Origin of the sequence: Kocuria sp. CPCC 205235 (assembly GCF_040980905.1) — a bacterium.
Taxonomy (GTDB): domain Bacteria; phylum Actinomycetota; class Actinomycetes; order Actinomycetales; family Micrococcaceae; genus Kocuria; species Kocuria carniphila.
In genome coordinates, this window is record NZ_JAVKPR010000006.1 from 145076 (window position 1) to 168913 (window position 23838).

A 23838-nucleotide genomic window follows, 5' to 3' on the forward strand; every position below is an offset into this window, starting at 1 on the left:
ATCAGCGGGGGCTTATTGAGAATGGATTGCATGTGATCTGCGGAGAGCATATCACTAATCATTCTCAATAAGCCCCGCCGAGGGATTCCCATCCGGAAGAACCAATCAGCTCCAGGATTCGGAGCGCGGGCGACCCTCGTCGTAACCGGACTGCGACTGGATTCCCACGACCGCACGGTTGGCGAACTGCGCCAATGACGTGGCCCCGGCGTACGTCATGGAGCTGCGCACGCCGGAGGTGATGTGATCGACCAGGTCCTCGACACCGGGGCGCTGGGGGTCCAGGTACATCTTGGAGTTGGAGATGCCTTCTTCGAACAACGCCTTGCGAGCGCGAGCGAATTCGTCCTCACCACGCGTGCGGTGACGCACCGCCCGCGCGGAAGCCATCCCGAAGCTCTCCTTATAGGCCCGCCCGTCGGCATCGATGTTGAGGTCACCGGGTCCTTCGTGGGTTCCCGCGAACCACGACCCGATCATCACCTGGCTCGCGCCGGCGGCGAGCGCCAGGGCCACGTCGCGCGGGTGCTTCACGCCGCCGTCGGCCCAGATGTGCTTGCCGAGATCGGCGGCGGCCTCCGCGCACTCCACGACCGCGGAGAACTGCGGGCGACCGACCGCCGTCATCATGCGCGTGGTGCACATGGCTCCGGGGCCCACACCGACCTTCACGATGTCCGCACCCGCGCCGATGAGGTCGCGCACGCCGTCGGCGGAGACCACGTTGCCGGCGACGATGGGGACCTGCGGATCCAGTGCGCGCACGGCTTCGAGTGCCTGCATGGCCTTGATTTGATGACCGTGGGCGGTGTCGACCACCAACACGTCGATACCGGTGTCGAGCAGTGCTGCGGCTTTCGCGGCCACGTCGCCGTTGATTCCCACGGCCGCACCGACCTGCAACCGACCCTGCTGGTCGAGAGCGGGCTCATAGATCGTGGAGCGCACCGCGCCTTTCTGTGTCAGAACGCCCTCGATCGTGCGATCCCGCAGCACGGGCGCGGCGTTGAGTCGCGATGCCGCCAGCTGCTCGTAGGCGGCGCGCATCGCGGCGTTGCGATCCTGGCCGTCGAAGTCCTCGACCTGGAAGACCGGGCCGTCGGTTCGCATCACGTCCGCGAGCTGAGTGAAGCGGTCCACGTCCTGGCAGTCGGCGGCGAGTACCAGCCCGCGGTAGTGGTCCCGCGCGTCCGTGACGAGCACGGCACCGTGGGGGCGCTTGTGCATGACACCGAGTGCGTCATGAACCGTGTCCGTCTCGTGCAGTGCCACCGGCGTCTCGTACTGGGGTGAGCGGCCCTTGACCCAGCCGGTCACCTTGGAGATGACGTCCAGCGGGATGTCCTGGGGCAGGATGCCCAGGCCGCCGCGGCGAGCCATGGTTTCAACCATGCGTCGACCGGTCACGGCTGTCATATTTGCGGCGACGAGCGGAATGGTGCTGCCCGTGCCGTCCGCCGGGGAGAGGTCGACATCGAAGCGGGACGTCACACGGGAGATGGAGGGCACCAGGAAGACGTCGTTGTAGGTGAGGTCTGTATTGGGAGTCGTCAGGAATCGCACGAGACCCCATACTACGGGCCCGCCAACTGCCTCGTCAGGTCGTCCGTGGAGGGTCCGTCACGGGTCCGTCACCCTCGAACGACGAAACCTACCGAGCGGTCAGGATGGACTGGCCAGGTGGTGTTCGCCTCATTAGACTGTTGGCTTAGTACGGCCTTATGGGAAATGAGGCCACCACGTCCGCTGGCGGAGAGACATACCGTCGGCACCACCGACCGGTGGTGGTCTACCGAGCAACCACCGGAGCACACCGTCATATGGAAGAGGCGTATCTCCCGTGCCAGAGCAGCCGCACCACCTGATCCCCGAAGAATTCGCCGGTAACGAATGGCTCGTCGACGAGCTGTTCGAGAAGTACCAGGACGACAAGAACTCCGTGGACAAGAAGTGGTGGCCCATTTTCGAGGAAATGAGCAAGGGCTCTGATTCCGACTCCGCTTCCCCCTCGCAGGCCGCTTCCACGTCGAACGGTGCTGCGACCAAAACTTCCGCAGCCGCCCCGTCCAAGGCGGCTGCTTCTTCATCTACACAGGAGAACAAGCCCAAGGTGACCCAGGAAAAGACCGCCCCGGCGGCCAAGGCCGAAGCCAAGCCCCGCTCGGAGTCCAGTGAGCCCAAGCGCGCCGCAGCGCCGTCGGCAACGACCGGAGGCTCCAAGGCCAAGGGCAAGCCGGAAGGCGTGGACCAGGAGACCAACGGCAACGAAGGATCGCCCACCAAGCGTCCCATCCGCGCTCAGCCGGAGGGCGCGGCCAAGCCCAAGCCCAAGGAACAGCCGGAAGAGGTCGAAGCACAGGACAAGGTCGTCAAGCTGCGCGGACCCGCCAAGGCCGTGGCCGCCAACATGGACGCCTCACTGAGCGTGCCCACGGCAACCACCGTGCGCGCGGTGCCGGCCAAGCTGCTGATCGACAACCGTCTCGTGATCAACAGCCACCTGTCCCGTAACCGCGGTGGCAAGGTGTCCTTCACCCACCTGATCGGTTACGCCGTGATCCGCGCACTGGCCAACTACCCGTCGCAGAACGTGGTCTACGGCGAAGTGGACGGCAAGCCCGCCGCGATCCAGCCGGCCCACGTGAACTTCGGCATTGCCATCGACATCCCCAACAAGGACGGCTCCCGCAACCTGGTGGTGCCCAACATCAAGGGTGCCGAGGGCATGACCTTCATGCAGTTCTGGACCGCCTACGAAGACGTGGTCAAGCGCGGCCGTTCCGGCGAACTGACCATGGAGGACTACCAGGGCACCACGGTCTCCTTGACCAACCCGGGTGGTATCGGCACCGTGCACTCCGTTCCGCGATTGTCCAAGGGTCAGGCGTGCATCGTGGGTGTGGGGGCCCTGGACTACCCCGCCGAGTACAAGGGCGCCTCTCCCCGCACCACTGCGCGCATGGGTGTTTCCAAGATCATCACCCTGACCTCCACCTACGATCACCGCGTGATCCAGGGTGCCGGTTCGGGTGAGTTCCTCAAGCTCGTGGAGCACTACCTGCTCGGTGGCGACAACTTCTACGACACCATCTTCGAGGCCCTGAGGATCCCCTACGAGCCCGTTCGCTGGGCCGTGGACAACCAGGTCAACCCCGAGACCCAGATCAACAAGGTTGCCCGCATTCAGCAGCTGATCCACGCGTACCGCGTGCGCGGCCACCTGATGGCGGACACCAACCCGCTCGAGTACGTGATGCGCAAGCACCCGGACCTGGACATCCGCAGCTACGGACTCTCCCTGTGGGACCTGGAGCGCGAGTGGCCCACCGGCGGTTTCGGTGGCCAAGACCTGCTGACCCTGCGTGTGATCCTGGGGCGCCTGCGTGACGCGTACTGCCGCACCGTGGGCATCGAGTACATGCACCTGCAGGATCCGGAAGAGCGCGAGTGGTTCCAGGACAAGCTCGAGCACGATTACCAGAAGCCGGCCCGCGAGGAACAGTTCCGCATCCTGGGTCGCTTGAACGCAGCCGAGGCCTTCGAGACCTTCCTGCAGACCAAGTACGTGGGTCAGAAGCGCTTCTCGTTGGAGGGCGGCGAATCCCTGATCCCGCTGCTGGACGCGATCATCTCCGACGCCGCCGACGAGTCCTTGGCCGGCGTGGGTATCGCCATGGCCCACCGTGGCCGCCTCAACGTACTGACCAACATCGCCGGTAAGTCCTACGCACAGGTCTTCCGCGAATTCGAGGGCAGCCAGGATCCCCGCTCCATCGAGGGTTCCGGTGACGTCAAGTACCACCTGGGCACGGAAGGTGTTTTCACCTCCGACAACGGCAACGAGACCCAGGTCTACTTGGCCGCCAACCCGTCCCACCTTGAAGCCGCGGACCCCGTGATCGAGGGCATCGCCCGCGCCAAGACCGACGTGCTCGGTGCCGGCCCCGAGGGTGACGGCACGTTCCCCGTGCTGCCCATTCAGGTCCACGGCGACGCCGCCATGGCCGGCCAGGGCATCGTGTACGAAGTCATGCAGATGTCCGGCCTGGAGGGCTACAACGTGGGCGGCACCATCCACGTGGTGGTCAACAACCAGATCGGCTTCACCACCTCGCCCTCCGGCGCGCGCACCTCCACGTACTCCACGGACGTGGCCCGCGCCGTGCAGGCCCCGATCTTCCACGTCAACGCGGACGACCCCGAGGCCGTGACCCGCGTGGGTCAGCTGGCCTTCGAGTACCGCCAGCGCTTCCACAAGGACGTCGTGATCGACCTGGTCTGCTACCGCCGCCGCGGTCACAACGAGGGCGACGATCCCTCGATGACCCAGCCGCTGATGTACTCCCTGATCGACGGCAAGCGCTCGACCCGCAAGATCTACACCGAGAACCTCGTGGGTCGCGGTGACATCACCCAGGAAGAGGCCGATCGCGCGCTCAAGGACTACCAGGAGCGCCTCGAGCGGGTCTTCGCTGAGTCCCACGAGGCCCAGACCTCCACGATCCCGCTGGTCACCGGCGACGCCGCCGCTATCGCCAACATCGAGCGCCCCTCGGCCCAGCAGGCGGACACGGGAGTTTCGATCCCCAAGTCCACGGCCATCACCGAAGAGGTCGCCCGCCGTATCGGTGAGGCCCACGTGCAGGCCCCGGAGGGTTTCACCACCCACCGCAAGCTGCAGAAGCTGCTGGACCGCCGCAACGAGATGACCGAGAAGGGCGGCGTGGACTGGGGCATGGGCGAGCTCATGGCCTTCGGTTCGCTGCTCATGGAAGGTGTCCCGATCCGGTTCTCCGGTCAGGACGTGCGCCGCGGTACCTTCACGCAGCGTCACGCGGTCTTCTTCGACGCCGAGAACGGCTCCGAGTGGGCACCGTTGAACAACCTGTCCGGTGACCAGGCCAAGTTGTCCATCTACAACTCGCTGCTCTCCGAATACGGCGTGCTGGGCTTCGAGTACGGCTACTCCGTGGAGCGTCCCGAGGCGCTCACCGTGTGGGAGGCGCAGTTCGGTGACTTCACCAACGGTGCGCAGACCATCGTGGACGAGTTCATCTCCTCGGCCGAACAGAAATGGGGTCAGCGTTCCTCGCTGGTCCTGCTCCTGCCCCACGGCTTCGAGGGACAGGGCCCGGACCACTCCTCGGCACGTATCGAGCGGTTCCTCACCCTGTGCGCCGAGCGGAACATGACCGTGGTGAATCCGTCCACCCCGGCCAACCACTTCCATCTGTTGCGCCGTCAGGCCTACTCGCGCCCGCGTCGCCCGTTGATCGTGGCCACGCCCAAGCAATTGTTGCGCCTGAAGGCAGCGGCCTCCCCCATCGAGGACTTCACGCAGGGTACGTTCCAGCAGGTCATCCCGGACGTCGCCAACCTGGACGACTCCAAGGTCACTGACGTGATCCTGGTGTCCGGTCGTCTGTACTACGATCTCGCCGCGCAGCGTGAGAAGTCCGACGACCACTCGACCGCGATCATTCGTGTCGAGCAGCTCTACCCGCTGCCCGAGAACGAGATCAAGAAGGAACTGGCCCGCTACCCGGAGGCCCGCATCATGTGGGCACAGGACGAGCCCGCCAACCAGGGTGCCTGGCCGTTCATGGCCGTGAACCTGGTGCCGCAGCTGGACCGCCCGGTCAAGCTGGCTTCGCGCCCGGCCTCGGCTTCCCCGGCGAACGGTTCGGCCAAGCGCCACGCGAAGGAACTCGAAACCTTGGTGCAGCAGGCCTTCGACCGCGGCGAGTAATCATCACTGCGCTGCGGCCCCGTGAGATCGGGGCCGCAGCGGACACGTTTTCCCCTCGGTGGCCATCGTGGTTTACGGTGGCCACCGAGACACGTTATGAGCAAAGGAAGAGGAATAGTGGACCAACGCAGGATCCGCATTGTGGCCGTCGGTGACGAACTGCTAGCCGGTGTGGAAGACCCCCGTGCCCTGGGCTGGTTCGGTCGAGTGCTGGCCCGCACCCCGCGGGACATCGTGCCCGTGGACGCCTACAACCTGGCGGCGCCCGGTGAGGGCAGCGAGTCCCTCAACGAACGCTGGTTCGACGAGGCCTCCCGCCGTTTCGATTCCATGTGCGACAACCGCTTGGTGATCGCGCCCTCGGCCATGGACGTGGACCTGGACATCACCTCGGCCCGTTCCCGGTTGAACATGGCGAACATCGTGGATCAGGCGACCCAGAACAACATCAAGGTTCTGGTGGTCGGTCCCCCGCCCACGTTGGACCCGGAACGCAACCGAAAGATCGCCGATCTCTCGGCGGCTTTCGGCGACGTAACCACCCGGCGCCAGCACGTCTACGTGGACACCTTCAACCCGCTGCAGCACCACGAGCAGTGGCGCAAGGACCTGGCCGCCAACCACGGCCACCCCGGACAGGCCGGCTACGGGCTGATGGCGTGGCTGGTGCTGCACCGCGGCTGGTACAACTGGCTGAACCTGCCCGAACCCCGATAAGCCCGCGAGCGCCGTCGGCGGTTGAAATCCGGCCAACTCGGAGTAAACGCCAGGTTGTGAGATACTGGCGGACGGTGCCCAGTCGAATCAACGCAGGAGGTACACCATGAGCAAGCGTGGACGTAAGCGCAAGGACCGCCGCAAGAACTCTGCGAACCGCGGAAAGCGGCCCAACGCCTGAGTTCTGTGCAGTGCGAACAACGCCCGCAACCATTACGGTTGCGGGCGTTGTTGTTTAAGCCGAGAAAAGCCGGTGAGGGTCAGGCCGCCGGGTGATCACTGCACTGCGCTTCGATGCGCGTGAGGATCGACTGCTTGAGCTGCGCGGGGGCAGTCTCGGTGCAGGATCGCTTGATCACGGTGCGGATCACGCACTCCAGGTTGTATTCGCGCTCGCACTCGGGGCAGTCCGTGAGGTGCGCGTGGATCTCTTCGAGATCCTCCTTGGTCAGCGCACCGTCAAGGTATTCGTAAATGCGACGGATGCGTTCGTCGGTGCAGCCGTTCTGGCAGTCGTTGTCAGCCATTGGTTCAGCCTCGGTCCTTCGATGTTGTCTCGCCCTTGGACTTCTTGGTCCCCTTGGAGGTGTCGAAACCCCGCTCGGTGGCGTAGTCGGCCAGTTTTTCCCGGAGCAGCTTGCGGCCTCGGTGCAGTCGCGACATCACGGTGCCGATGGGCGTGTCCATGATCTCGGAGATCTCCTTGTAGGCGAAGCCCTCTACATCGGAGAAGTACACGGCGAGTCGGAACTCTTCGGGAAGTTCTTGCAGCGCTCGCTTCACGTCCGAATCCGGCAGGTGGTCCAGGGCCTCGGCCTCGGCCGATCGCAGCCCCTTGGACGTGTGGGATTCTGCCCGGTGCAACTGCCAATCCTCCACCGTGTCCGTGTTGGCCTGGCGCGGTTCGCGCTGCCGTTTGCGGTACAGGTTGATGTAGGTATTGGTCAGGATCCGGTACAGCCATGCCTTGAGGTTGGTCCCCGGCTTGTACTGGTGGAACGCGGAGAAGGCCTTGGTGTAGGCCTCCTGGACCAGGTCCTCGGCATCGGCGGGATTGCGGGCCATCCGCAGCGCGGCGGCGTACAGCTGATCCACGTACTGCATGGCGTCGCGTTCGAATCGTTCGCGGCGCTGCTGTGTGGTTTCCTCGCTGACGTCCACCGTGTCGGTAGTGGCCTGCTGCTCGAGCTCATCATGATCGTTCATCACGGCCCAGTCTACGGTCGGGGCGGTCATGATCATGCGCTGCCTGCCTTCCGTGGGTCGCGTTGTCGGGCCGATGATGAGCCACGCGTGTGGCGCTTGCTGTCTATTGGTGAATAACACGGTGGACCCACCGCCCTATTCCCGTGCGCGGCACAGTGGCACCCCGTTAGGATGAAAGACGTGCCCTCCCGGAAATGCCGGGACCAAAAGGAGGAACCATGAGCATCGTTCGTCGTCTCGCCCGTCCCCTGCTCGCCACCGGTTACGTTGCCGGCGGTGTCGAAGCATTCCGTAATTCCTCGGCCGCAGCCGAGAAGCTGGACCCGGTCCTGAAGCAGGTGGAGCAGGTGTTGCCACAGGTCCGTCCCGTGACCGCCAACCGCGCCCAGGTGGCCCAGGGCATTGCCGCCGCACAGGTGTTGGCCGCTTCCGCTCTCGCGCTGAGCAAGCTCCCCCGTCTTTCCGCGTCCGTGCTGTTGGGCACCACCGCCATCAACACCTACGTGCAGTACCAGTCCGCGGATACCTCCACCAAGGAGGCCAAGTCCAACCGCCGCAACAACGTGTTCAAGAACCTCTCGTTGGTCGGTGCCGTGATGATCGCGTCCGTGGACACCTCGGGCAACCCCTCCCTCGCGTGGCGCGCCAGCCACCTCGCGGACGATGTTCGTAAGAACGCCGCCAAGGTCTCCAAGGACACCAAGAAGAAGTTCGCCCAGGCCGAGAAGGCCGTCCAGGACGCCGTCAGCCACTAAGGGGTCAACCACACTGTGAATACAGACAACGGCTTGTCGCATCCCGAGTCCCAGTGGGCCGCGCCCTTCACGGGTGATCGCCCGGTGAGCGGAACCGTGGCCATTCCCGGTTCCAAATCTCTGACCAATCGATATCTGGTCCTGGCGGCCTTGGCTTCCGAACCTTCGGTGGTGCACAAGCCGTTGTATTCACGTGACAGCGAGCTCATGATCGCCGCGCTCCAGCAATTGGGTGCGGTGATCGAGCCAACCGGCGTAGCTGGCCCCTTCGGTTCAGATCTCGCCATTACCCCCATTCCTTCGGGTCCCGCCGCTGACGTTCACCGTCCCGAACCCCGTCAGATCGACTGCGGTTTGGCCGGCACGGTCATGCGGTTCGTCCCGCCCGTGGCCGCGCTCCTCAATGCGGACACCCAGTTCGACGGCGATCCGCACGCTCGCGTCCGCCCCATGGGTCCCGTGATCCAAGGCTTGCGAGACCTGGGCGTCACGGTCGAGGACGACAGCCGCGGCACCCTGCCGCTCACCGTCTCCGGAACCGGCCGCGTGGCCGGCGGCACCGTGACCATCGACGCGAGCGGTTCATCCCAGTTCGTCTCCGCGCTCTTGCTGTCCGCCGTGCGTTTCGACGCCCCTCTCGTCCTCAAACACGAGTCCGACGCCGCCGGCGTACCGTCCCTGCCCCACGTGGCCATGACCGTCGAGGTGCTCCGCGAGGCCGGTGTCAACGCCACACGCGTCAGCGATACCGAGTGGCGGGTGGAACCCACCGCCGTGCCCGGTCTGGACGTCACCGTGGAGCCTGACCTCTCCAATGCCGGACCGTTCCTGGCCGCTGCCATGGTCACCGGCGGCACCGTGAGCATCCCGGATTGGCCGTCCCACACCACCCAGGGTGGCGATCACTGGCGGAGCATCCTGCCGCAGTTCGGCGGCAGCGTTGACCTGACGGACGGTGTGCTGACCGCAACCGGTCCGGCGCAGCTCAACGGTGTTGACCTGGATCTGTCCGAGGCCGGTGAGCTCGCTCCCACCGTGGCGGCCATGTGTGCCCTGGCCGCCGACCCGTCACGATTGCGCGGGATTGCGCACCTGCGCGGACACGAAACCGATCGCCTCGCCGCTCTGACCACCGAGATCAACCGGTTGGGTGGCAACGCGGAAGAGACCGAGGACGGCCTGATCATCACTCCCGCTCCTCTGCATGGCGGGGTGTTCCACAGCTACGAGGATCACCGCATGGCCACCGCGGGCGCCATCATCGGTCTGCGGATACCTGACGTGAGCGTGGAGAACATCGGGACCACGTCCAAGACGCTGCCCGATTTCCCCCAGATGTGGACCACTCTGGTCAGCCATGGCGCGTAATTCCAGCGCACAGCGGCAGTGGGACGAGTCCGACGTCCGGGTGCGAGCCAATAAGAAGGGCTCCCGTCCACGCACCAAGCAACGCCCCACCCACGAGGACGCCGTGATCGCTCGCGTGATCGCCGTGGACCGTGGCCGGTACACGTGCGTGGTCAACGAGCAGAGCCATGATCAGCGCACCGTGGTGTGCATCCGCGCCAAAGAGCTGCGCCGCAAGCCGATCGTCCCCGGTGACCAAGTGGGTGTCGTCGGCGATGTCAGCGGCGACCCGGATACCCTCGCGCGCATTGTGCGCATCGAACCTCGGGCCACCATCCTGCGGCGCAGCGCGGACGACACGGATCCGGTCGAGCGGGTGATCGTGGCCAACGCGGACCGGCTCGTGCTGGTCCTGGCCACCGAGTCCCCCACCCCGCGCACGGGCTTTGTGGATCGTGGTCTCGCGGCGGCGTCGGACGCGGGCATCACCCCCGTCATCTGCATGACCAAGACCGATTTGAAGGACCCGGCCGAGTTCCTCACCTACGTGGAGGCGCTGGACGTCCAAACCGCCTCGACCGAACCGACGGACGCCTTGGGCGGCCGACCCGCCGCGGGCGTACACGAGGCATCCCTGGCGATTTCCGAGGCCTCCATCGAGCGACTCCGCACCATCTTGGACGGGCACATCAGCGTGTTCCTGGGGCCGTCCGGTGTGGGAAAATCCACACTGGTCAACGCGCTCACGGGCTCGGAAAGGGCCACCGGTGGCGTCAACGACGTCACGGGTCGTGGCCGCCACACGTCATCCTCCGCCCGGGCCCTCCGCATGCCGGACACCTCCCCCGGCACGTGGGTCATCGACACCCCCGGGATCCGTTCGCTGGGCCTGGCCCACGTGAGCGAGGAAGAACTCCTCAACTCGTTCACCGACCTCGTGCCGGCGACCGCGGACTGTCCGCGCGGCTGCCTGCACACCCAGGACTCCCCCGGCTGCGCGCTGGACGAGTGGGTGCACCGGCCCGAAGCTTCCCCGGCAGCCCCGCTCAGGCTCGAGTCGCTGCGCAGGCTGCTGGCGGCATCGCGCGGGGAAACACAGGCGGGCGCCGAGGAAAAGCACCTAGGACAGGCGATAACGTAGAGCACATGCGACCACCCAGCAGTTACACGGAGGATCTCCGTCTCGCGCACATTCTGGCCGATTCTGTGGACGGGCTGACCATGCGTCGGTTCAAGGCTCAGGACCTCCACGTGGAGACCAAACCGGATCTCACCCCCGTCACGGACGCGGATCGCGAGGCCGAATCCGTGATCCGTTCGCAGCTGGGCCGGGTGCGCAATCGCGATGCCGTGATCGGCGAGGAGTTCGGCACCACCGGTTCCGGCTCCCGCAAATGGGTGATCGACCCGATTGACGGCACCAAGAACTTTGTCCGCGGTGTACCCGTGTGGGCCACGCTCATCGGCCTGGTCGAGGACGACCGGGTCGTAGCCGGTGTGGTGTCCGCTCCCGCGCTCAACCGCCGCTGGTGGGCCGCCCTGGGTTCGGGCGCCTTCACGGGACGATCGTTGTCGCAGGCCACCCGGCTTTCCGTGTCGTCCGTGAACCAACTCTCGGATGCGTCGCTCTCCTACTCGTCCCTGACCGGGTGGCGTGATCTGGGCGTGCGCGATCAGTTCATCGAGCTGACCGATTCCGTGTGGCGCACGCGCGCCTACGGTGACTTCTGGTCCTACTGCCTGGTGGCCGAGGGCGCGGTGGACATCGCGTGCGAACCCGAGCTCAACCTCTACGACATGGCCGCGCTGGTGCCCATCGTGACCGAGGCCGGCGGTCGCTTCACCTCGCTCAAGGGCCAGGACGGCCCGTTCGGGGCCAACGCGATCGCGAGCAACGGCGCACTTCACGACGCCGCTCTGGACATCCTGGGTACGCGCGAGACTTCCTAGGGCCAAGCCTCAGCTGGGCCTGGTGCGCTCGTCTTAACCAGCTCGTGCCCCGGACGGCCGAGACCGCCGCGTGGAGCGGCGTCGTCGACCGTGCCGGGGCACGATGCTGTGGAAGGTGCGTTAGCTGTCGATACCCATGTTCTGGTTGACTGCGTCGTTCACGCACTGCTCGTAAGCGGTCTGGGAACCGGACTCGATCAACGGCATGCACTCGCTGATCATGTCGAAGGCCCAGAAGAACAGGGCCGCCATAAGAATGCCACCGATGATCGCCAGGATCGAGAGCACGATGCCCACGATCGGCAACGCCTTGGAGGCTCCCGGGGTCTTGCGCAGCTTGGACAAGCCCACGATGCCGAGGATCAGACCCACCAGGCCGATGAGGCCACCCACACCGAAGAACCAGAAGGTCAGGATGCCGATGATGCCCAGCACGAGCGACGCGATGCCCAGGCCGTTACCGGCGGGCTTGCCGTTGCCGTAGTAGTCCTGGTTGCCGTAGGGCTGCTGGTTGTAGTCGTTCTGGTAATACGTGGGATTGTTCGCCCCGCCCGGGCCGTACGCCTGGTTGCCGTACTGATCGTTACCGTAGCCCTGGTTGCCGTAACCCTGCTGGCCCTGATTGCCGTACTGGTCATTGCCGTACTGCTGGTCACCGTACTGGGACTGGTTGCCGTAGCCCTGGTTGCCGTACTGGTCGTTACCGAACTGCTGACCGTTGGCCTGGGAGTCGCCGTACTGGCCGTACCCGGGCTGCTGCGAACCGTAGTTCTGCTGCGACCGGTCGTAGGCGTTCTGACCGAAGGCCTGGTCGTTGCCCTCCACGCGCTGACCGTACTCGGGCTGATTATTGCCCGAGGTGTGTCCGGAAGCGGAGGAAGAACCGGACTGCGGCTCGTTGGGACGATCGCTCATGGGATGCACCTACCTGTCTGTCGTGCTGGCTGTTCGTGGGATCTGTGGCCAAGTCTTCCACAGGGTGCCCTACCCTCGCGGTGATTTACGCGAACAGCCGCGGTCATTGTGGAATTCGGAGAAGCGACCCGCACGATTGGCGAATACCGATAAGTATCCGAGGGATAAGAAACGGACGTGTTCATGTTCGTTGACTTGCTGAATGAGTGAGCGGACAATTCGCGCTATAGGCAACCGGACATACATGTGGGGGCACTTGGCCAAGAGGCCGGGAATGCCCGGTTGGCGGAAAGCTGTTCGCCATGTCCACCTTCAATTTACGTCTGCCGTTAGACATTCCGTGGAGCCGCCGCTGCGTCAGTGACGACATGATCGACCGGAGAACCGGGGGCTCCGAGGCGCCCTACAGATGGCGCTCCTCCTTAGCCATCTTCGATTACGAGCCGCCCGAGGAATATCAGAACTATCCCGGTGTGATCATCAGTTATCTGAAAGTGGTCTGCAGTATCACCGGGTATCAGGAAAACCCCACGGAAATAGGTCTCAAGAGGCGGGGGCTGCTGAGTTCGTGGCGTGGTTCCCCGGGAATTACGGATTATCTGAACACGCTGGAGAAGTATTACGCGTGCTTCGGGGCCGTGCTGGAGGTTTCGGTCGTTCCACAGGTCAACAGGGCCCCCTTGCGGCAGTACCCGTATTTCATGGATTTTGAGCCCAAGAAGCGCGAGCTGTACCAAATGGCCTCGGAAACCAACGAGCGCCAGTCCCGCTCTATCGAGTCGCTCAACCTCACCAAGTCGGCCGACACTACTCAGTCCCTGGAAACCTACGACATCGATACGGGCGGCGGAGGTTTCAGCGCTCAAGGCTCCTTTGCCGGCACCGGTGGCGGCTTCAGCTACACGGCACCGAACGGTCAGTGGGGCACCAAACGGTTGAACGCGGATGAAACCATGTCGTCGCGTTCCACGGATGCCGGGCAGGAAAAACGCGAGACGTTCTCCTTCACCACTCAGCTGTCCCAGCTGTATCACCAGCTGGACAGCTATCACCTGGGGACCAACCGGGCACTGTTCTTCATGCTCCCGCGCCCGAACACCTTGGAAACCGAACACACGTTTGTTAACGGGCTGCGCAATATTGAGGGTATTCAGGAGTTCTTCCTGGTGGTCGCCCGGCCCTCCGACACTGAGGAGTTCTGTATCGAGGCCTATTTGGAGACCGGACACATCGGTAAGGTGCCCCGAACCGAGGCTCGCGAGATTGCCGGGAGTGAAATTCACGCCTCCTGGTCGGATTCATACAACGCTAAGCCCAAGGGTGACGACGACGAAACCACCGTGTACGACCAGGCCGACAGGTTCTGGCGGGTCCAAGATTTCTACCCGGGCCAGGGCTACACGATCAAGGACGCGGTGTTGTCCACTCCCGGTTATCGGATGAGATACAACTACGACAAGCCGAACCTGGTCGACGAGCATCCGCACATCAGTGACCGCCAAGGTCACTTCGTGAAAGTCTCCGGCAAAGTGCACTCGGGATTTGCCAATCACGCCGTGGGTGCCGACCGATGGGAGGAAATCTCCTACCCTTTCACCGTGGACATCACCCTGGTGAAAACCGAGCAGGTCGAAAAAAGCACCGACACCCTGTTCATGACGGCCCGCTCACTGGTCTGTTGCGGAAATGATCGTCTGAAAGACGCCGTCCGTGAGGTCGACGGAGTGGTGTACGAACGGAACCTACCCAACATCACTGTGATCGAGCGGCCGGGGGTGAAGGGTGCGCAGTCACTTCACAACGCGGTCCAAGAAGGCATCCGCCGAAGCACCATCGACCCGGAACACCGGCTGTCCAGACCCGTGTCCCTGTCCCAAACGGATTTCGCGGCCAAGGCGTTCGTTCATTACGTGCCGGAGGCACAGCACGCCTCGATCGACTCGGTCACAGAGCTCCCCGCGGCGGTCCGTCGCCGGTTCAAGGACCTGCGATCCTCCGTGACCGTGGCCGACTTGCTCGACATGCCGTTGACGGGGCTGCGAGAAGTATTGGACCTGGACGAACAACAAGCGCTCGAGCTGCGATCCGCCCTCACGGGCGCCAACCACACCCCACAGTCCGCCCGGGAGGTCTGGCTGTCACCGACTCAGGAGGGCCGACTCTTCGGTCCCGAGGGCGAGCAGAGTTCGTGAAACGGCGGGATTGATCCGAGGAGAAGGTGATCATCATGGATATCCGGTGCGGCCCAGATCGCTCGGTTCTCGATACCGAATCAGAGTCAAGAATCGCCGTTAAATTCCGCAAACGACCCTTCCACGGCGTGATCAGTTACGGCCTGCGCGACGAACTGAACAACCGGCCGGACAGCCTTCAATGGTGGCACCGGTACGCCCACGTGCTGGACCAGCCGACCGCATCCGATGACGACGGAGAGCTGCGCGTCCTGAGGTATCTGGCGGAACAGCACGGCGTGCTCAGTTTCTCGCAATCCGTGGCGTGCGCCGCCCGCAGTCTGCGCTCGCGGTGGGCCGCCGATTGGAGCGAGGATGACCTCGACAGCGCCGAGCTGTGGAACATCAAGGAAGGGCACGTGTCCAGCGTGTGGTTGGTCAGTGTCCTTCACGCGGGCGATGACGCCCATACGCACTTCATCCTCAACGTTGCTCGGGACATTGACGCGGGCCCCGTTCTGGAAGACACGAGCCAAGCCATGCGGACACTCCTGGACCGTCACCCCGAGCTCCCTATCGCCGCGGTCTTGGACATTGCCTCCGTCCCCCTCACGCAGGGAACTGGCACCCGAAACGTTGTGGTCACTCGGAACGAGTACGTCCCCCGTGCCCTGGAGGCACACCTCATCGGCTCGGTGGACGGTACAACGGCTCGTTCGCCGGAGCATCGGATCGTCCTGATCGAACGCTTCCGCACCTCCTCGGAACATCCCGCCCAGATCATCGGGGCGCACGGCCGCTACGCGAGCCTCGACGAACGCGAGCGCATGTACCAGGCCGTCGACGACGTCGCTGCGGCCGCCGCACCCAACCTCCCCTACCGCGTGGATCTCAATCACGGTGACCTGGTCTGGTCCCCGGGCGGTCCCGCAATCGTCGCACTCAGCTAGGCGGAGTCATGGGCTACGACGTGGAGTGGGACGACCAAGGCTACGAGGTCCACACCGGTGCGCTGGATGAAGGTGGCGAGGTCATCGTCGCGGACAGCCCCTGCGGGGTGCTCAGTGCGCTGGAAGGTAGCGCGGGTGTCACGGAGAATTCGCGCGGCCTGATCGACCGGGTCACCGCGGATTGTGGGACGTGGCGGCAGACCCATCCGTTGCCCGCTCCGAACCCGATCGTCCCTGAGATCACACCACCGAGCACCGAGCCCGTTGAAACCGCCCCGCCTACGGACGGGGACTCCCCCGAACTCCAAGGGGCTCCGGCGGTGACCTCGACCGCACAGGTCAAGGGCCACAAGGCTCATCCGTCCTTCAGCTCACGGACGCCCACCAACTCTCACTTCGATCAGTTCGAGCCCGTGTCTCCCGAGGTTCTGGCGACGTGGGTCGCGCCGGAGGGAGCGCCGTCGGCGGAGGTGGACGACCTGGCCGAGCGCATTCGACGTAACCAGCCGATGCCCCACGAACCGGACCCGTCCTTTTCGCAACCTGAGGCACTGCGGCCGACCGTGGACGCAGACCCCGTGGACTTGTTCACCGGTGCGCTGACGGTGAGCGCAACGGATCTCGTGATCCCGGCCGCCACGCTTCCGATTCTGCTGCAGCGCTCGTATCGCAGCGGTCGGCCGTACTACGGGCCGTTCGGCTTTGGTTGGGACCACACGTGGAACGTGTATCTCCGGCCGTTGCTCGACGGCGCCGTGGCACTGTGGACCGGCAATCTGCAGGAAATGACCTTCACGGACAACGGGAACGGCTGGGATCCGCCCGCGGAAGCGGCGATGAATCTGCGGCGCGGAACGGAGGCATCAGAGACGTACCACCTGGAACACCCGGGCGGGCTGGTCCAGGTTTTCACTCGACCCGCCGGGTGGACCGATCCTGAGCGCATTCCGCTCGTCTCCGTGACCGACCGACACGGCAATCACGTCCACCTCAGTTACGACCAGCTCAGCCGCCTGACCTCCGTCCTGGACCAGGAGGCTCGCGGATTGTTCTTCCGCTACGGCAATTGCGGGTTGCTGGAGGGCATCACCGATCACACCGGAACACGCGCCGTGGAATACGGACACGATCCGGGGATCGAGCATCTGGTGTGCGTCCGGCTTCCGCCCACCGCACAATTCCCCCGCGGACCGACCACCGGCTACGAGTATGAGCAGCGTTCCGATCATCCAGCCATGCGGCACAACATCGTGCGGATCAGGGATGCGGTGGAGCGGACCTACCTGGAAATCGACTACGCCGGTCCGGAAGCCGGGTGGGCGTTCAATACCGTCACTCGTCAACTGGTGGGTGGTGAGGAGTTCCAGTTCCGCTACGAGCAGCTGCAGTACGTCCCCGTGAACGAGACCTACCTGGCGGTTCCCGCCTCGCAGACCACGGTCATGCCGCCCGACGGTTCGCTGCACTCGCACACGTTCAACTACCGAGGCGACCTCCTGGAACATCGCTTCCGCCTGATCTCTGACGGTTCGTTTCGAGTGGTCCCCCGGTACTTCGAGTACGACCGCGCGGGCAATTGCACGGCCCTCACCGCGCCGGACGGGATCCGCCACCGCATGCTCTTCGACGTGGACAACCCCAACCCGTGCACGCGCCGAAATCTCCTGCGGTCGAAGGTCGGTACGGCCCTTCCCGGGTTGGCCCCCAGCCGGACGCTGCAGATCAACCAGTACGAGCCGCGCTTCCAATTGGTAACGCGTTCCACCTCGGAGTCCGGGGCCGTGAAGCGCTGGTTCTACGATCTGGATGGCCCAGACCCCGGAGCCAGCGGACTGCTGGAACGAATCGAGCAACCGGGCATCACGCGACCTGACGGCACCGTGGATCTGAGCGTCACGCGGCTAGAGCATGACTCTCGCGGGCGGCTCATCTCCGTGACTCCAGCCGACGGTGGCCGCACCATCTTCGAGTACGCACCGGCGGGACCGGACGACGCCCGTCTGGTTCGCATGGTCCAAAATACCGATCACGCCGGTCTGGAAACCACTTTCGGGTACGACGCCCGCGGGCACCCGTTACGCATCACCGGTCCCGACGGTCGCGTGGTCACCATCAGTTGCAACGCGCTGGGGCAGGTCGAGAACCTTGTTTCCCCGTCCTCAGACGGCACGGGGTCCAGCTATCGCATGTGGTTCGGCGATGCGGGATTGCCGGTGCACACCCAACAGCCGCGCGGGGATACCGCGGAACCGAAAATTGCGGACGAGTTCATCACGGCAGAGCTGGACCGCGATGTCCTGGGCCGTGTGGTGGCCGTGCGACAGGCCGCGAACTCCGATCAACCGCGGGTCTGGACGCAGCGGGTCGATCATCTCGGGCACTCCGTCCAGGAGACCGACCCGGTAGGCACCATCACGCGGCGGACCTTCGACGAACGCGGGCTTCTTCTGCGAGAAACCCAGGCGGTCGGGACCCCTGAACAACGCACTAGCCATGCCGCCTACGACCGCGCGGGTCGACTAATACGCCTGATGGGGCCCACGGGCGCTCTCACGACCCTCGACTATGACCTCTGGGGTCGGCTCGTATCGCTCCGCCTACCCACCGGCGCGCTGCGGCGGTATCGCTGGGGTGTCGAGGACCGGCTGCTCGAGGTCACGGAGGAGGGAGCGCCGTCGGCGGGCGCGCCCACGCGAGTACTGACCCGCAGCACGTGGGATTACGACGAGCGCGGGCGCGTGACGGCCCACGTGAGTTGGGCCTTCGACCACGATCCGACCACTGCACAGCCGGTCACCACCCGCTACCGCTACGACGGCGGCGACCGGGTCACCGGTATGGAGCTACCCCACGGGCGGATCCTGACGTTCCAGCACGACACGCTGGGCAGGCTGGAGTCTGCGGCCGACGGTGTGGGCACCGAGTACGACGCCGCGTACAACCCGTTCGGCGATCTGCAGAGGATGACGGTCACCAAGGATTCCCCGGGTTTCCAACGGCAGATCACGTGGACGTACGAGTACAACGCGCGGGGGCTGCCGAGCGCCGTCGTCGGCCCGGACGGCCGCACGGAACTCGAGTACGACGCCGCCGGGCGCGTGACTCGCCGCCGCGAACCGGGCAATGTGGTCCTGGACTTCGCGTGGGACGCGTGGGGGCAGCTGCGGGACAGCGTGGTCGATCCGGGTGGTCTGGGGCTGCACACGCACTGGGACTACGGGCCTGACGGTCTGCTCGCGCAGCTCACCGATCCCGAGGGCGCTGGCACGTCGTGGACCTATGACGCGCTCGGCCGCGTGCGCGAGACTCTCTTGCCGGGCGGGGCCGCGTGGCACACCGCGTACGATCCGGCGGGCGCATGGATCGAGAATGTCTCACCGGCCGGTCACCGGGTTCGGCACCATCTGGACGCGGCGGGCTGCGCCGTTCGGCGCGAAACCGTTGCGGCGGCCGGTGCGCGCACGGTACCGGCTCAGGAATTCTCCTACGATCCGTTGGGACGGCTGATTCAGGCCTCACAGTCCGGGGACACGGCGCAGCGCCGCTACGGCAGTCTGCACAGGCTCATCGAGGAAACCAGCGATCACGGATCGATCCACCTGACCTATGACGACACCGCAGGCACCAGCATTCTCCGGTACCCGGACGGCCGCAGCGAACGCACGACCTATGACCTGGCCGGGCGATCGACGCACGTGCAACTACTGACGGCGGGGAGTTTGGGCGGAACACCCGGGGAAGTCCTCGCGTCGATGAGTCACATGAGGTTGCCCACGAGGTTGGCCCTCCCCAACGGTGTGGTCAGCGAATTCCACTACGACGATCTGGATCGCCTGGTCAGTGTCCGCCACCTCCGCAACGGCATGGTGTTCGAACGCTGGGACGGGCGCTACGACCCGCGCGGGCACCGTGCGCTGACTCGGGTTCTCACCGAGCCGAAGAGCAGTTCGTTGCACACTTTCGACACCAAGGACCGGGTCGTGGAAGTGCGCAGCGGCTTCGATCCGGGCATCATGGCGGATGTTTGGACACCCCAGGATCATGCGACTGCCCTGGCCGCGGCTACGACCGCCTCGGCCGCCGCCACCGTGCGCGAGTCCTACGTGCTGAACAAGGCGGATGCGCGCGTCAGCGTGACCCGTTCGCGCGCCGGCGCCCTGCCTGTCACGGAGCTGCTGACGCTGGGCCCGGACCACCGCCTCCTCTCGGTGAACGGCCAGCCGTTGAAATATCACGGGGACGGCCAACGCTCGCGAGATAACCGGTGGGTCTACGACGTCGACGCGCTCGGTCGCGTGGTCGAGATCCGGGACAACACCAGCGGGGCCGTCCGCGCAACCTTTGCGTACGATGCGCTGTCCCGGGTGATCGGCGGCGTCGATTCCGAGGGCTCGTTCACGCGCACGTGGTGGGACGGCCAGCCGCTCGAGGAGCGCCGAGGCGCGCCGGGCACCCTGCGTCAGTTCACGCCCCATCCGCTGCGGGGACTGCCCCTGTGCATCACCGATCAGCAGGGGCGACACTTCTTGCACGTGGACGGCGGACGATCCAGCATGTGCGTCACGAACACCTCCGGGGCGGTGGTCGAGCGGCACCGGTATGGGACGTTCGGTGAACCGCTCATCCTCAACGGTGATGGTCACGCTCCCCTGGCTGCGCCGTCCGTGGCTGCGCGCTGGCGCGGCATGTCCCTCAACCACGCTCTGGGTCTCTACGATTCACCATCCCGCATGTACGACCCCGGCCAGGGTGTGTTTCTCGCTCCCGACCCGCTGCTCTATACGGACAGCCCCTCAACCACGGTCTTCGCCGGCCACAATCCCGTGGATTTCGCCGACCCTTCCGGGCTCGCCAAGAGCCCCCTGGGTGACGACGCCGCCCCAGCACCTCCCGCTGCCCAGGCCGATACCGCACCGGACTGGACCACCCAGACCGAGTGGACCTTTCCCCCACCGGCACGGGGACTGCTCCAACCCATCACGAGCGCGGATACGGGAAACCGTGCGGTGAATGCGGTGGCGAACAAGGTCCTGCTGCCGTGGGTGAATTTCATAGCGTTTTGGACCAACGTGCCCCTGGCGACTCTCATGGGGGTGGATGAGGCCATCAAACACAGCCCGGTCGCCGCCGAGTACGACGCATTCCAGCACATGTCTCCCCTGTTCCCGGCCATGGGATTGGCATTGGAGGGTGTCCCGGCGGCGATGGGTGCCCTAGATGTCTTGGGCCGCGGTGGGGCAAGGGGCGCGGTAGCTGCCGCGAAGGCGCCCGTGTTCCTGGCAATGGGCGCGGGCGGCGGCGCTGTCCCTCCCCTGCGTTCTGCGGCGGCGCGAGCGGTCCACGCCACTGAGCAGGGGCTGGTGGATGTCGGCCGAGGTCAGTTGGGGTTCTCGAGCTACAGCACAGCGCCCCTGGTCAGTAAGTCACTGGGGATGGCGGGAGCCGAGATGGAGGCCATGCACATGTTCCCCCAGGCCATCGGCAAGGTCTTGCCAGCGTCTCACGGCTACAGTCCACACAAAGCCTTGACCACCCTGGCACCCCGCGCCCTGCATCAGGCATGGGACCGCACGTGGGTTCCGGTGTGGAACGCTGCCGTGCGCAACGGCACCCCCATGACAGCCAACGACGTCTATCGGATGCTGGTCAACGCCTTGGACCATCCCCTCCCCGATCCCGTGACCGGGCAGCAACTGTTGTTCTCCCCAGAGGTGAGGGGCGCAATCGTGTTCGCCATCGAGGCCGAGATGAAGGCGCTGGGCCTGACGGGGAGCACGGTGATTCTGCGCTGACTGAACATCAAAGTGACGACCAAAATAAACATTGGGAAAACCGCATGAAAAAAGCCCCGCGTATACAACGCGAGGCTTTCTCCCGATACGGGAAATTTGTGGAGATGGGGGGAATTGAACCCCCGTCCGATGCAGCATTGTCAAGGCTTCTCCGGGTGCAGTGTGCTAATAGGTTTCTCAGTTCCGGCCATCCCACACACAGGTGGCCGCCGAACTCAGTTACGTAAGAGTCCCACGAACGCCCGTAACCTGCGTTCGCAGCAGTGACCTTCTAGCTGATGGCAGGATCCAGGTCGAAGGTAAACCTGGGCTGCCAGACTGCTGTCGCTACTTACGCAGCGAGAGCGAAGTCAGTGCGCTTAGATTCGGCACTTATTGTTTTGCAGAGAGCGTTTACGAGATAACTCTGCGTCCTCGACCCGCTTCCCTTGTCTCAACTCACATCGTCGAAACCGATCATCCCCGTATTCAATTACCAAACCCGCTCCCTCTCGGTCGCGGACACATCAGCTTACGCCGCACCCGTGTAACGCGTCAACACGCGGGTTTATGCCCCCATGTTGCGGTACCGCATGGCGCGCTGGGCCTCACGGTTGTCCTGCTTTTCACGCAGGGTCTGGCGCTTGTCGTACTCGCGCTTACCGCGAGCCACGGCGATCTCCACTTTCACGCGCTTGTTGTCCACGAAGTACAGGGACAGCGGAATGATGGTGTAGCCGGCCTCGCGAGTCTTGCTCGCGATTCTGTCCAGCTCGGAGCGGTGCAACAGCAGTTTGCGGCGGCGCCGTGCCGAGTGGTTGGTCCACGAGCCCTGGAGGTACTCCGGGATGTGCGCGTGTTCCAACCACAGCTCACCGCTGCGGTCGAACTGGCAGAACGCGTCCACCAGGGACGCGCGTCCCATGCGCAGCGACTTCACCTCGGTCCCCATGAGCGCCAGGCCGGCCTCATAGGTGTCGTAGATGTTGAAATCGTGCCGGGCTTTCTTGTTGTTGGCCACGATCTGGCGGCCGTCATCGTTCTTCTTCTTGGCCATGGGCCGTTACTTCCTTCAGCGGGTCTCACCCAGTACGACGCCGCTCCCCCACCCTGGTGCCCTGGGGCACCTGCTGGGCGGGGCGGCGTCGTCGTTGGACGAGAGCTCCTTAGTCTTCGTCGTGCTGGCGCGCGTCGGCACGCCAGCGAATGCCTTCGTCGATGAACTTGTCGATGCCACCGTCGAACACGTTGGAGGGATTGCCCTCTTCATAGTTGGTGCGCAGGTCCTTGACCATCTGGTACGGGTTGAGCACGTAGGAGCGCATCTGATCGCCCCAGGATGCCTTGACGTCCCCGGCCATTTCCTTTTTCTTGGCGTCCGCTTCTTCCTGACGCTGCAGCAGCAATCGGGACTGCAGCACGCGCAGGGCGGCGGCGCGGTTCTGGATCTGCGACTTCTCGTTCTGCATGGACACCACGATGCCCGTGGGGATGTGGGTCATGCGCACCGCGGAGTCCGTGGTGTTCACGGACTGACCGCCGGGACCCGAGGAGCGGAACACGTCCACCTTGAGTTCGGACTCGGGTATCTCCACGGTGTCGTCCGATTCGATCAGCGGAATCACTTCCACCGCGGCGAACGAGGTCTGGCGGCGGCCCTGGTTGTCGAACGGCGAGATGCGCACCAGGCGGTGCGTGCCGGCCTCGACCGAGAGCGTGCCGAACGCGTACGGGGCCTTGACCTCGAACGTGGCGGACTTCAGGCCCGCCTCTTCCGCGTAGGAGGTGTCCAGCACCTTGGTCGGGTAACCGTGGCGCTCGGCCCAGCGCAGGTACATGCGCATGAGGATCTCCGCGAAGTCAGCGGCATCCACGCCACCGGCACCGGAGCGAATGGTGACCACGGCCTCGCGCTCGTCGTACTCGCCCGCCAGCAGGGTCTGGACCTCGAGCTGGCCCAGCGCCTTACGGATGGACTCAAGCTCTTCCACCGTGCCGTCGCGGGTGTCCTGATCGTCTTCCTCTTCGGCCAACTGCACCATGACCTCCAGGTCATCGATGCGCTCGTTGAGCTTCTTGAGGCGGTCCATCTTGGATTGCTTGTGGGACAGCTGCGACGTGACCTTTTGTGCCCGTTCCTGATCGTCCCAGAGATCCGGAGCGGTGGCCTGCTTCGAGAGTTCAGCGATTTCCCGCTCGAGCGCGGCAACGTCTGTGACGGCCTCCACGGACGCATAGGTGGAGCGCAGATCGCGAATTTCAGCTGCAAAATCAATAGAGGCCATGGGACACCACTTTACGGCATAC

15 protein-coding genes and 1 other RNA gene are annotated in these 23838 nt (G+C 64.8%); 9 read left to right on the forward strand and 7 right to left on the reverse strand.

The genetic code is table 11. The annotated features are described in order from the left end of the window. Positions 1–105 precede the first annotated feature (105 nt). Entirely contained in the window at positions 106–1563 is a 1458-nt protein-coding gene (locus tag RF638_RS06620; RefSeq protein WP_368630547.1) for a GuaB1 family IMP dehydrogenase-related protein, read from the reverse strand. A gap of 277 nt (positions 1564–1840) precedes the next feature. On the opposite strand from RF638_RS06620, the gene RF638_RS06625 reads away from it, so the two are divergent. Further along, entirely contained in the window at positions 1841–5749 is a 3909-nt protein-coding gene (locus RF638_RS06625) for a multifunctional oxoglutarate decarboxylase/oxoglutarate dehydrogenase thiamine pyrophosphate-binding subunit/dihydrolipoyllysine-residue succinyltransferase subunit (protein WP_368841626.1), read from the forward strand. Between the two features lie 117 nt (positions 5750–5866). After that, positions 5867–6466 (forward strand): GDSL-type esterase/lipase family protein, encoded by a 600-nt coding sequence (locus RF638_RS06630; RefSeq protein WP_016998288.1) that lies wholly within the window; start codon positions 5867–5869, stop codon positions 6464–6466. Between the two features lie 260 nt (positions 6467–6726). On the opposite strand, the gene rsrA is transcribed toward RF638_RS06630, so the two are convergent. Then, positions 6727–6993, reverse strand: a complete 267-nt coding sequence (rsrA, locus tag RF638_RS06635) for a mycothiol system anti-sigma-R factor (RefSeq protein WP_095797376.1) — start codon at positions 6991–6993, stop codon at positions 6727–6729. A gap of 4 nt (positions 6994–6997) precedes the next feature. Continuing rightward, on the reverse strand, positions 6998–7672 hold the full coding sequence (locus RF638_RS06640; protein ID WP_173674292.1) for a sigma-70 family RNA polymerase sigma factor: 675 nt from the start codon (positions 7670–7672) through the stop codon (positions 6998–7000). A 218-nt stretch (positions 7673–7890) separates the two neighbouring features. On the opposite strand from RF638_RS06640, the gene RF638_RS06645 reads away from it, so the two are divergent. From RF638_RS06645 to hisN, 4 genes are read left to right on the forward strand one after another with little or no spacing between them, the layout of a single operon-like run. After that, the gene (locus RF638_RS06645; RefSeq protein ID WP_095797378.1) at positions 7891–8427 is read left to right on the forward strand and encodes a DoxX family membrane protein; all 537 of its coding nucleotides are present in this window, start codon (positions 7891–7893) and stop codon (positions 8425–8427) included. Between the two features lie 15 nt (positions 8428–8442). Then, positions 8443–9795, forward strand: a complete 1353-nt coding sequence (gene aroA / locus RF638_RS06650; RefSeq protein ID WP_129701847.1) for a 3-phosphoshikimate 1-carboxyvinyltransferase — start codon at positions 8443–8445, stop codon at positions 9793–9795. Further along, on the forward strand, positions 9785–10915 hold the full coding sequence (rsgA, locus tag RF638_RS06655) for a ribosome small subunit-dependent GTPase A (protein WP_129701845.1): 1131 nt from the start codon (positions 9785–9787) through the stop codon (positions 10913–10915). Before aroA ends, rsgA begins: the two co-directional genes overlap by 11 nt. A gap of 5 nt (positions 10916–10920) precedes the next feature. Next, positions 10921–11724 carry a histidinol-phosphatase gene (gene hisN / locus RF638_RS06660; RefSeq protein ID WP_259915641.1) on the forward strand — a complete coding sequence of 268 codons (804 nt, stop codon included), beginning with the start codon at positions 10921–10923 and terminating at the stop codon, positions 11722–11724. 120 nt (positions 11725–11844) lie between these two features. On the opposite strand, the gene RF638_RS06665 is transcribed toward hisN, so the two are convergent. Beyond that, positions 11845–12639: a DUF4190 domain-containing protein gene (locus tag RF638_RS06665; protein ID WP_259915642.1), complete on the reverse strand. Its 795-nt coding sequence runs from the start codon at positions 12637–12639 to the stop codon at positions 11845–11847. Between the two features lie 302 nt (positions 12640–12941). Here RF638_RS06665 and RF638_RS06670 point away from each other — a divergent pair, with 302 nt between their 5' ends. From RF638_RS06670 to RF638_RS06680, 3 genes are read left to right on the forward strand one after another with little or no spacing between them, the layout of a single operon-like run. Further along, positions 12942–14831: a hypothetical protein gene (locus RF638_RS06670; RefSeq protein ID WP_368841627.1), complete on the forward strand. Its 1890-nt coding sequence runs from the start codon at positions 12942–12944 to the stop codon at positions 14829–14831. 35 nt (positions 14832–14866) lie between these two features. After that, a complete protein-coding gene (locus RF638_RS06675; protein WP_368841628.1) occupies positions 14867–15760 on the forward strand; it encodes a hypothetical protein in 894 nt (297 codons plus the stop codon). Positions 15761–15768: 8 nt separating this feature from the next. Then, complete coding sequence (locus RF638_RS06680) at positions 15769–21552, forward strand: DUF6531 domain-containing protein (protein WP_368841629.1); 5784 nt, start codon at positions 15769–15771, stop codon at positions 21550–21552. 96 nt (positions 21553–21648) lie between these two features. Here RF638_RS06680 and ssrA read toward each other — a convergent pair. The 3 genes from ssrA to prfB all read right to left on the reverse strand — a co-directional run bounded on the left by ssrA (position 21649) and on the right by prfB (position 23816). Next, positions 21649–22016: a transfer-messenger RNA gene (gene ssrA / locus RF638_RS06685) on the reverse strand. An 83-nt stretch (positions 22017–22099) separates the two neighbouring features. Further along, positions 22100–22588, reverse strand: coding sequence for an SsrA-binding protein SmpB (gene smpB / locus RF638_RS06690; RefSeq protein WP_095797386.1), 489 nt, complete (start codon positions 22586–22588; stop codon positions 22100–22102). 109 nt (positions 22589–22697) lie between these two features. Then, positions 22698–23816, reverse strand: a complete 1119-nt coding sequence (gene prfB / locus RF638_RS06695) for a peptide chain release factor 2 (RefSeq protein WP_368629110.1) — start codon at positions 23814–23816, stop codon at positions 22698–22700. Positions 23817–23838 lie beyond the last annotated feature (22 nt).

Coding starts and splice junctions, on each gene's coding strand:
- RF638_RS06670 (WP_368841627.1), top strand. CDS start 12,942: ATGTCCACCTTCAATTTACGTCTGCCGTTAGACATTCCGTGGAGCCGC.
- hisN (WP_259915641.1), top strand. CDS start 10,921: ATGCGACCACCCAGCAGTTACACGGAGGATCTCCGTCTCGCGCACATT.
- smpB (WP_095797386.1), bottom strand. CDS start 22,588: ATGGCCAAGAAGAAGAACGATGACGGCCGCCAGATCGTGGCCAACAAC.
- rsrA (WP_095797376.1), bottom strand. CDS start 6,993: ATGGCTGACAACGACTGCCAGAACGGCTGCACCGACGAACGCATCCGT.
- RF638_RS06680 (WP_368841629.1), top strand. CDS start 15,769: ATGGGCTACGACGTGGAGTGGGACGACCAAGGCTACGAGGTCCACACC.
- RF638_RS06665 (WP_259915642.1), bottom strand. CDS start 12,639: ATGAGCGATCGTCCCAACGAGCCGCAGTCCGGTTCTTCCTCCGCTTCC.
- prfB (WP_368629110.1), bottom strand. CDS start 23,816: ATGGCCTCTATTGATTTTGCAGCTGAAATTCGCGATCTGCGCTCCACC.
- RF638_RS06675 (WP_368841628.1), top strand. CDS start 14,867: ATGGATATCCGGTGCGGCCCAGATCGCTCGGTTCTCGATACCGAATCA.
- rsgA (WP_129701845.1), top strand. CDS start 9,785: ATGGCGCGTAATTCCAGCGCACAGCGGCAGTGGGACGAGTCCGACGTC.
- RF638_RS06640 (WP_173674292.1), bottom strand. CDS start 7,672: ATGAACGATCATGATGAGCTCGAGCAGCAGGCCACTACCGACACGGTG.
- RF638_RS06645 (WP_095797378.1), top strand. CDS start 7,891: ATGAGCATCGTTCGTCGTCTCGCCCGTCCCCTGCTCGCCACCGGTTAC.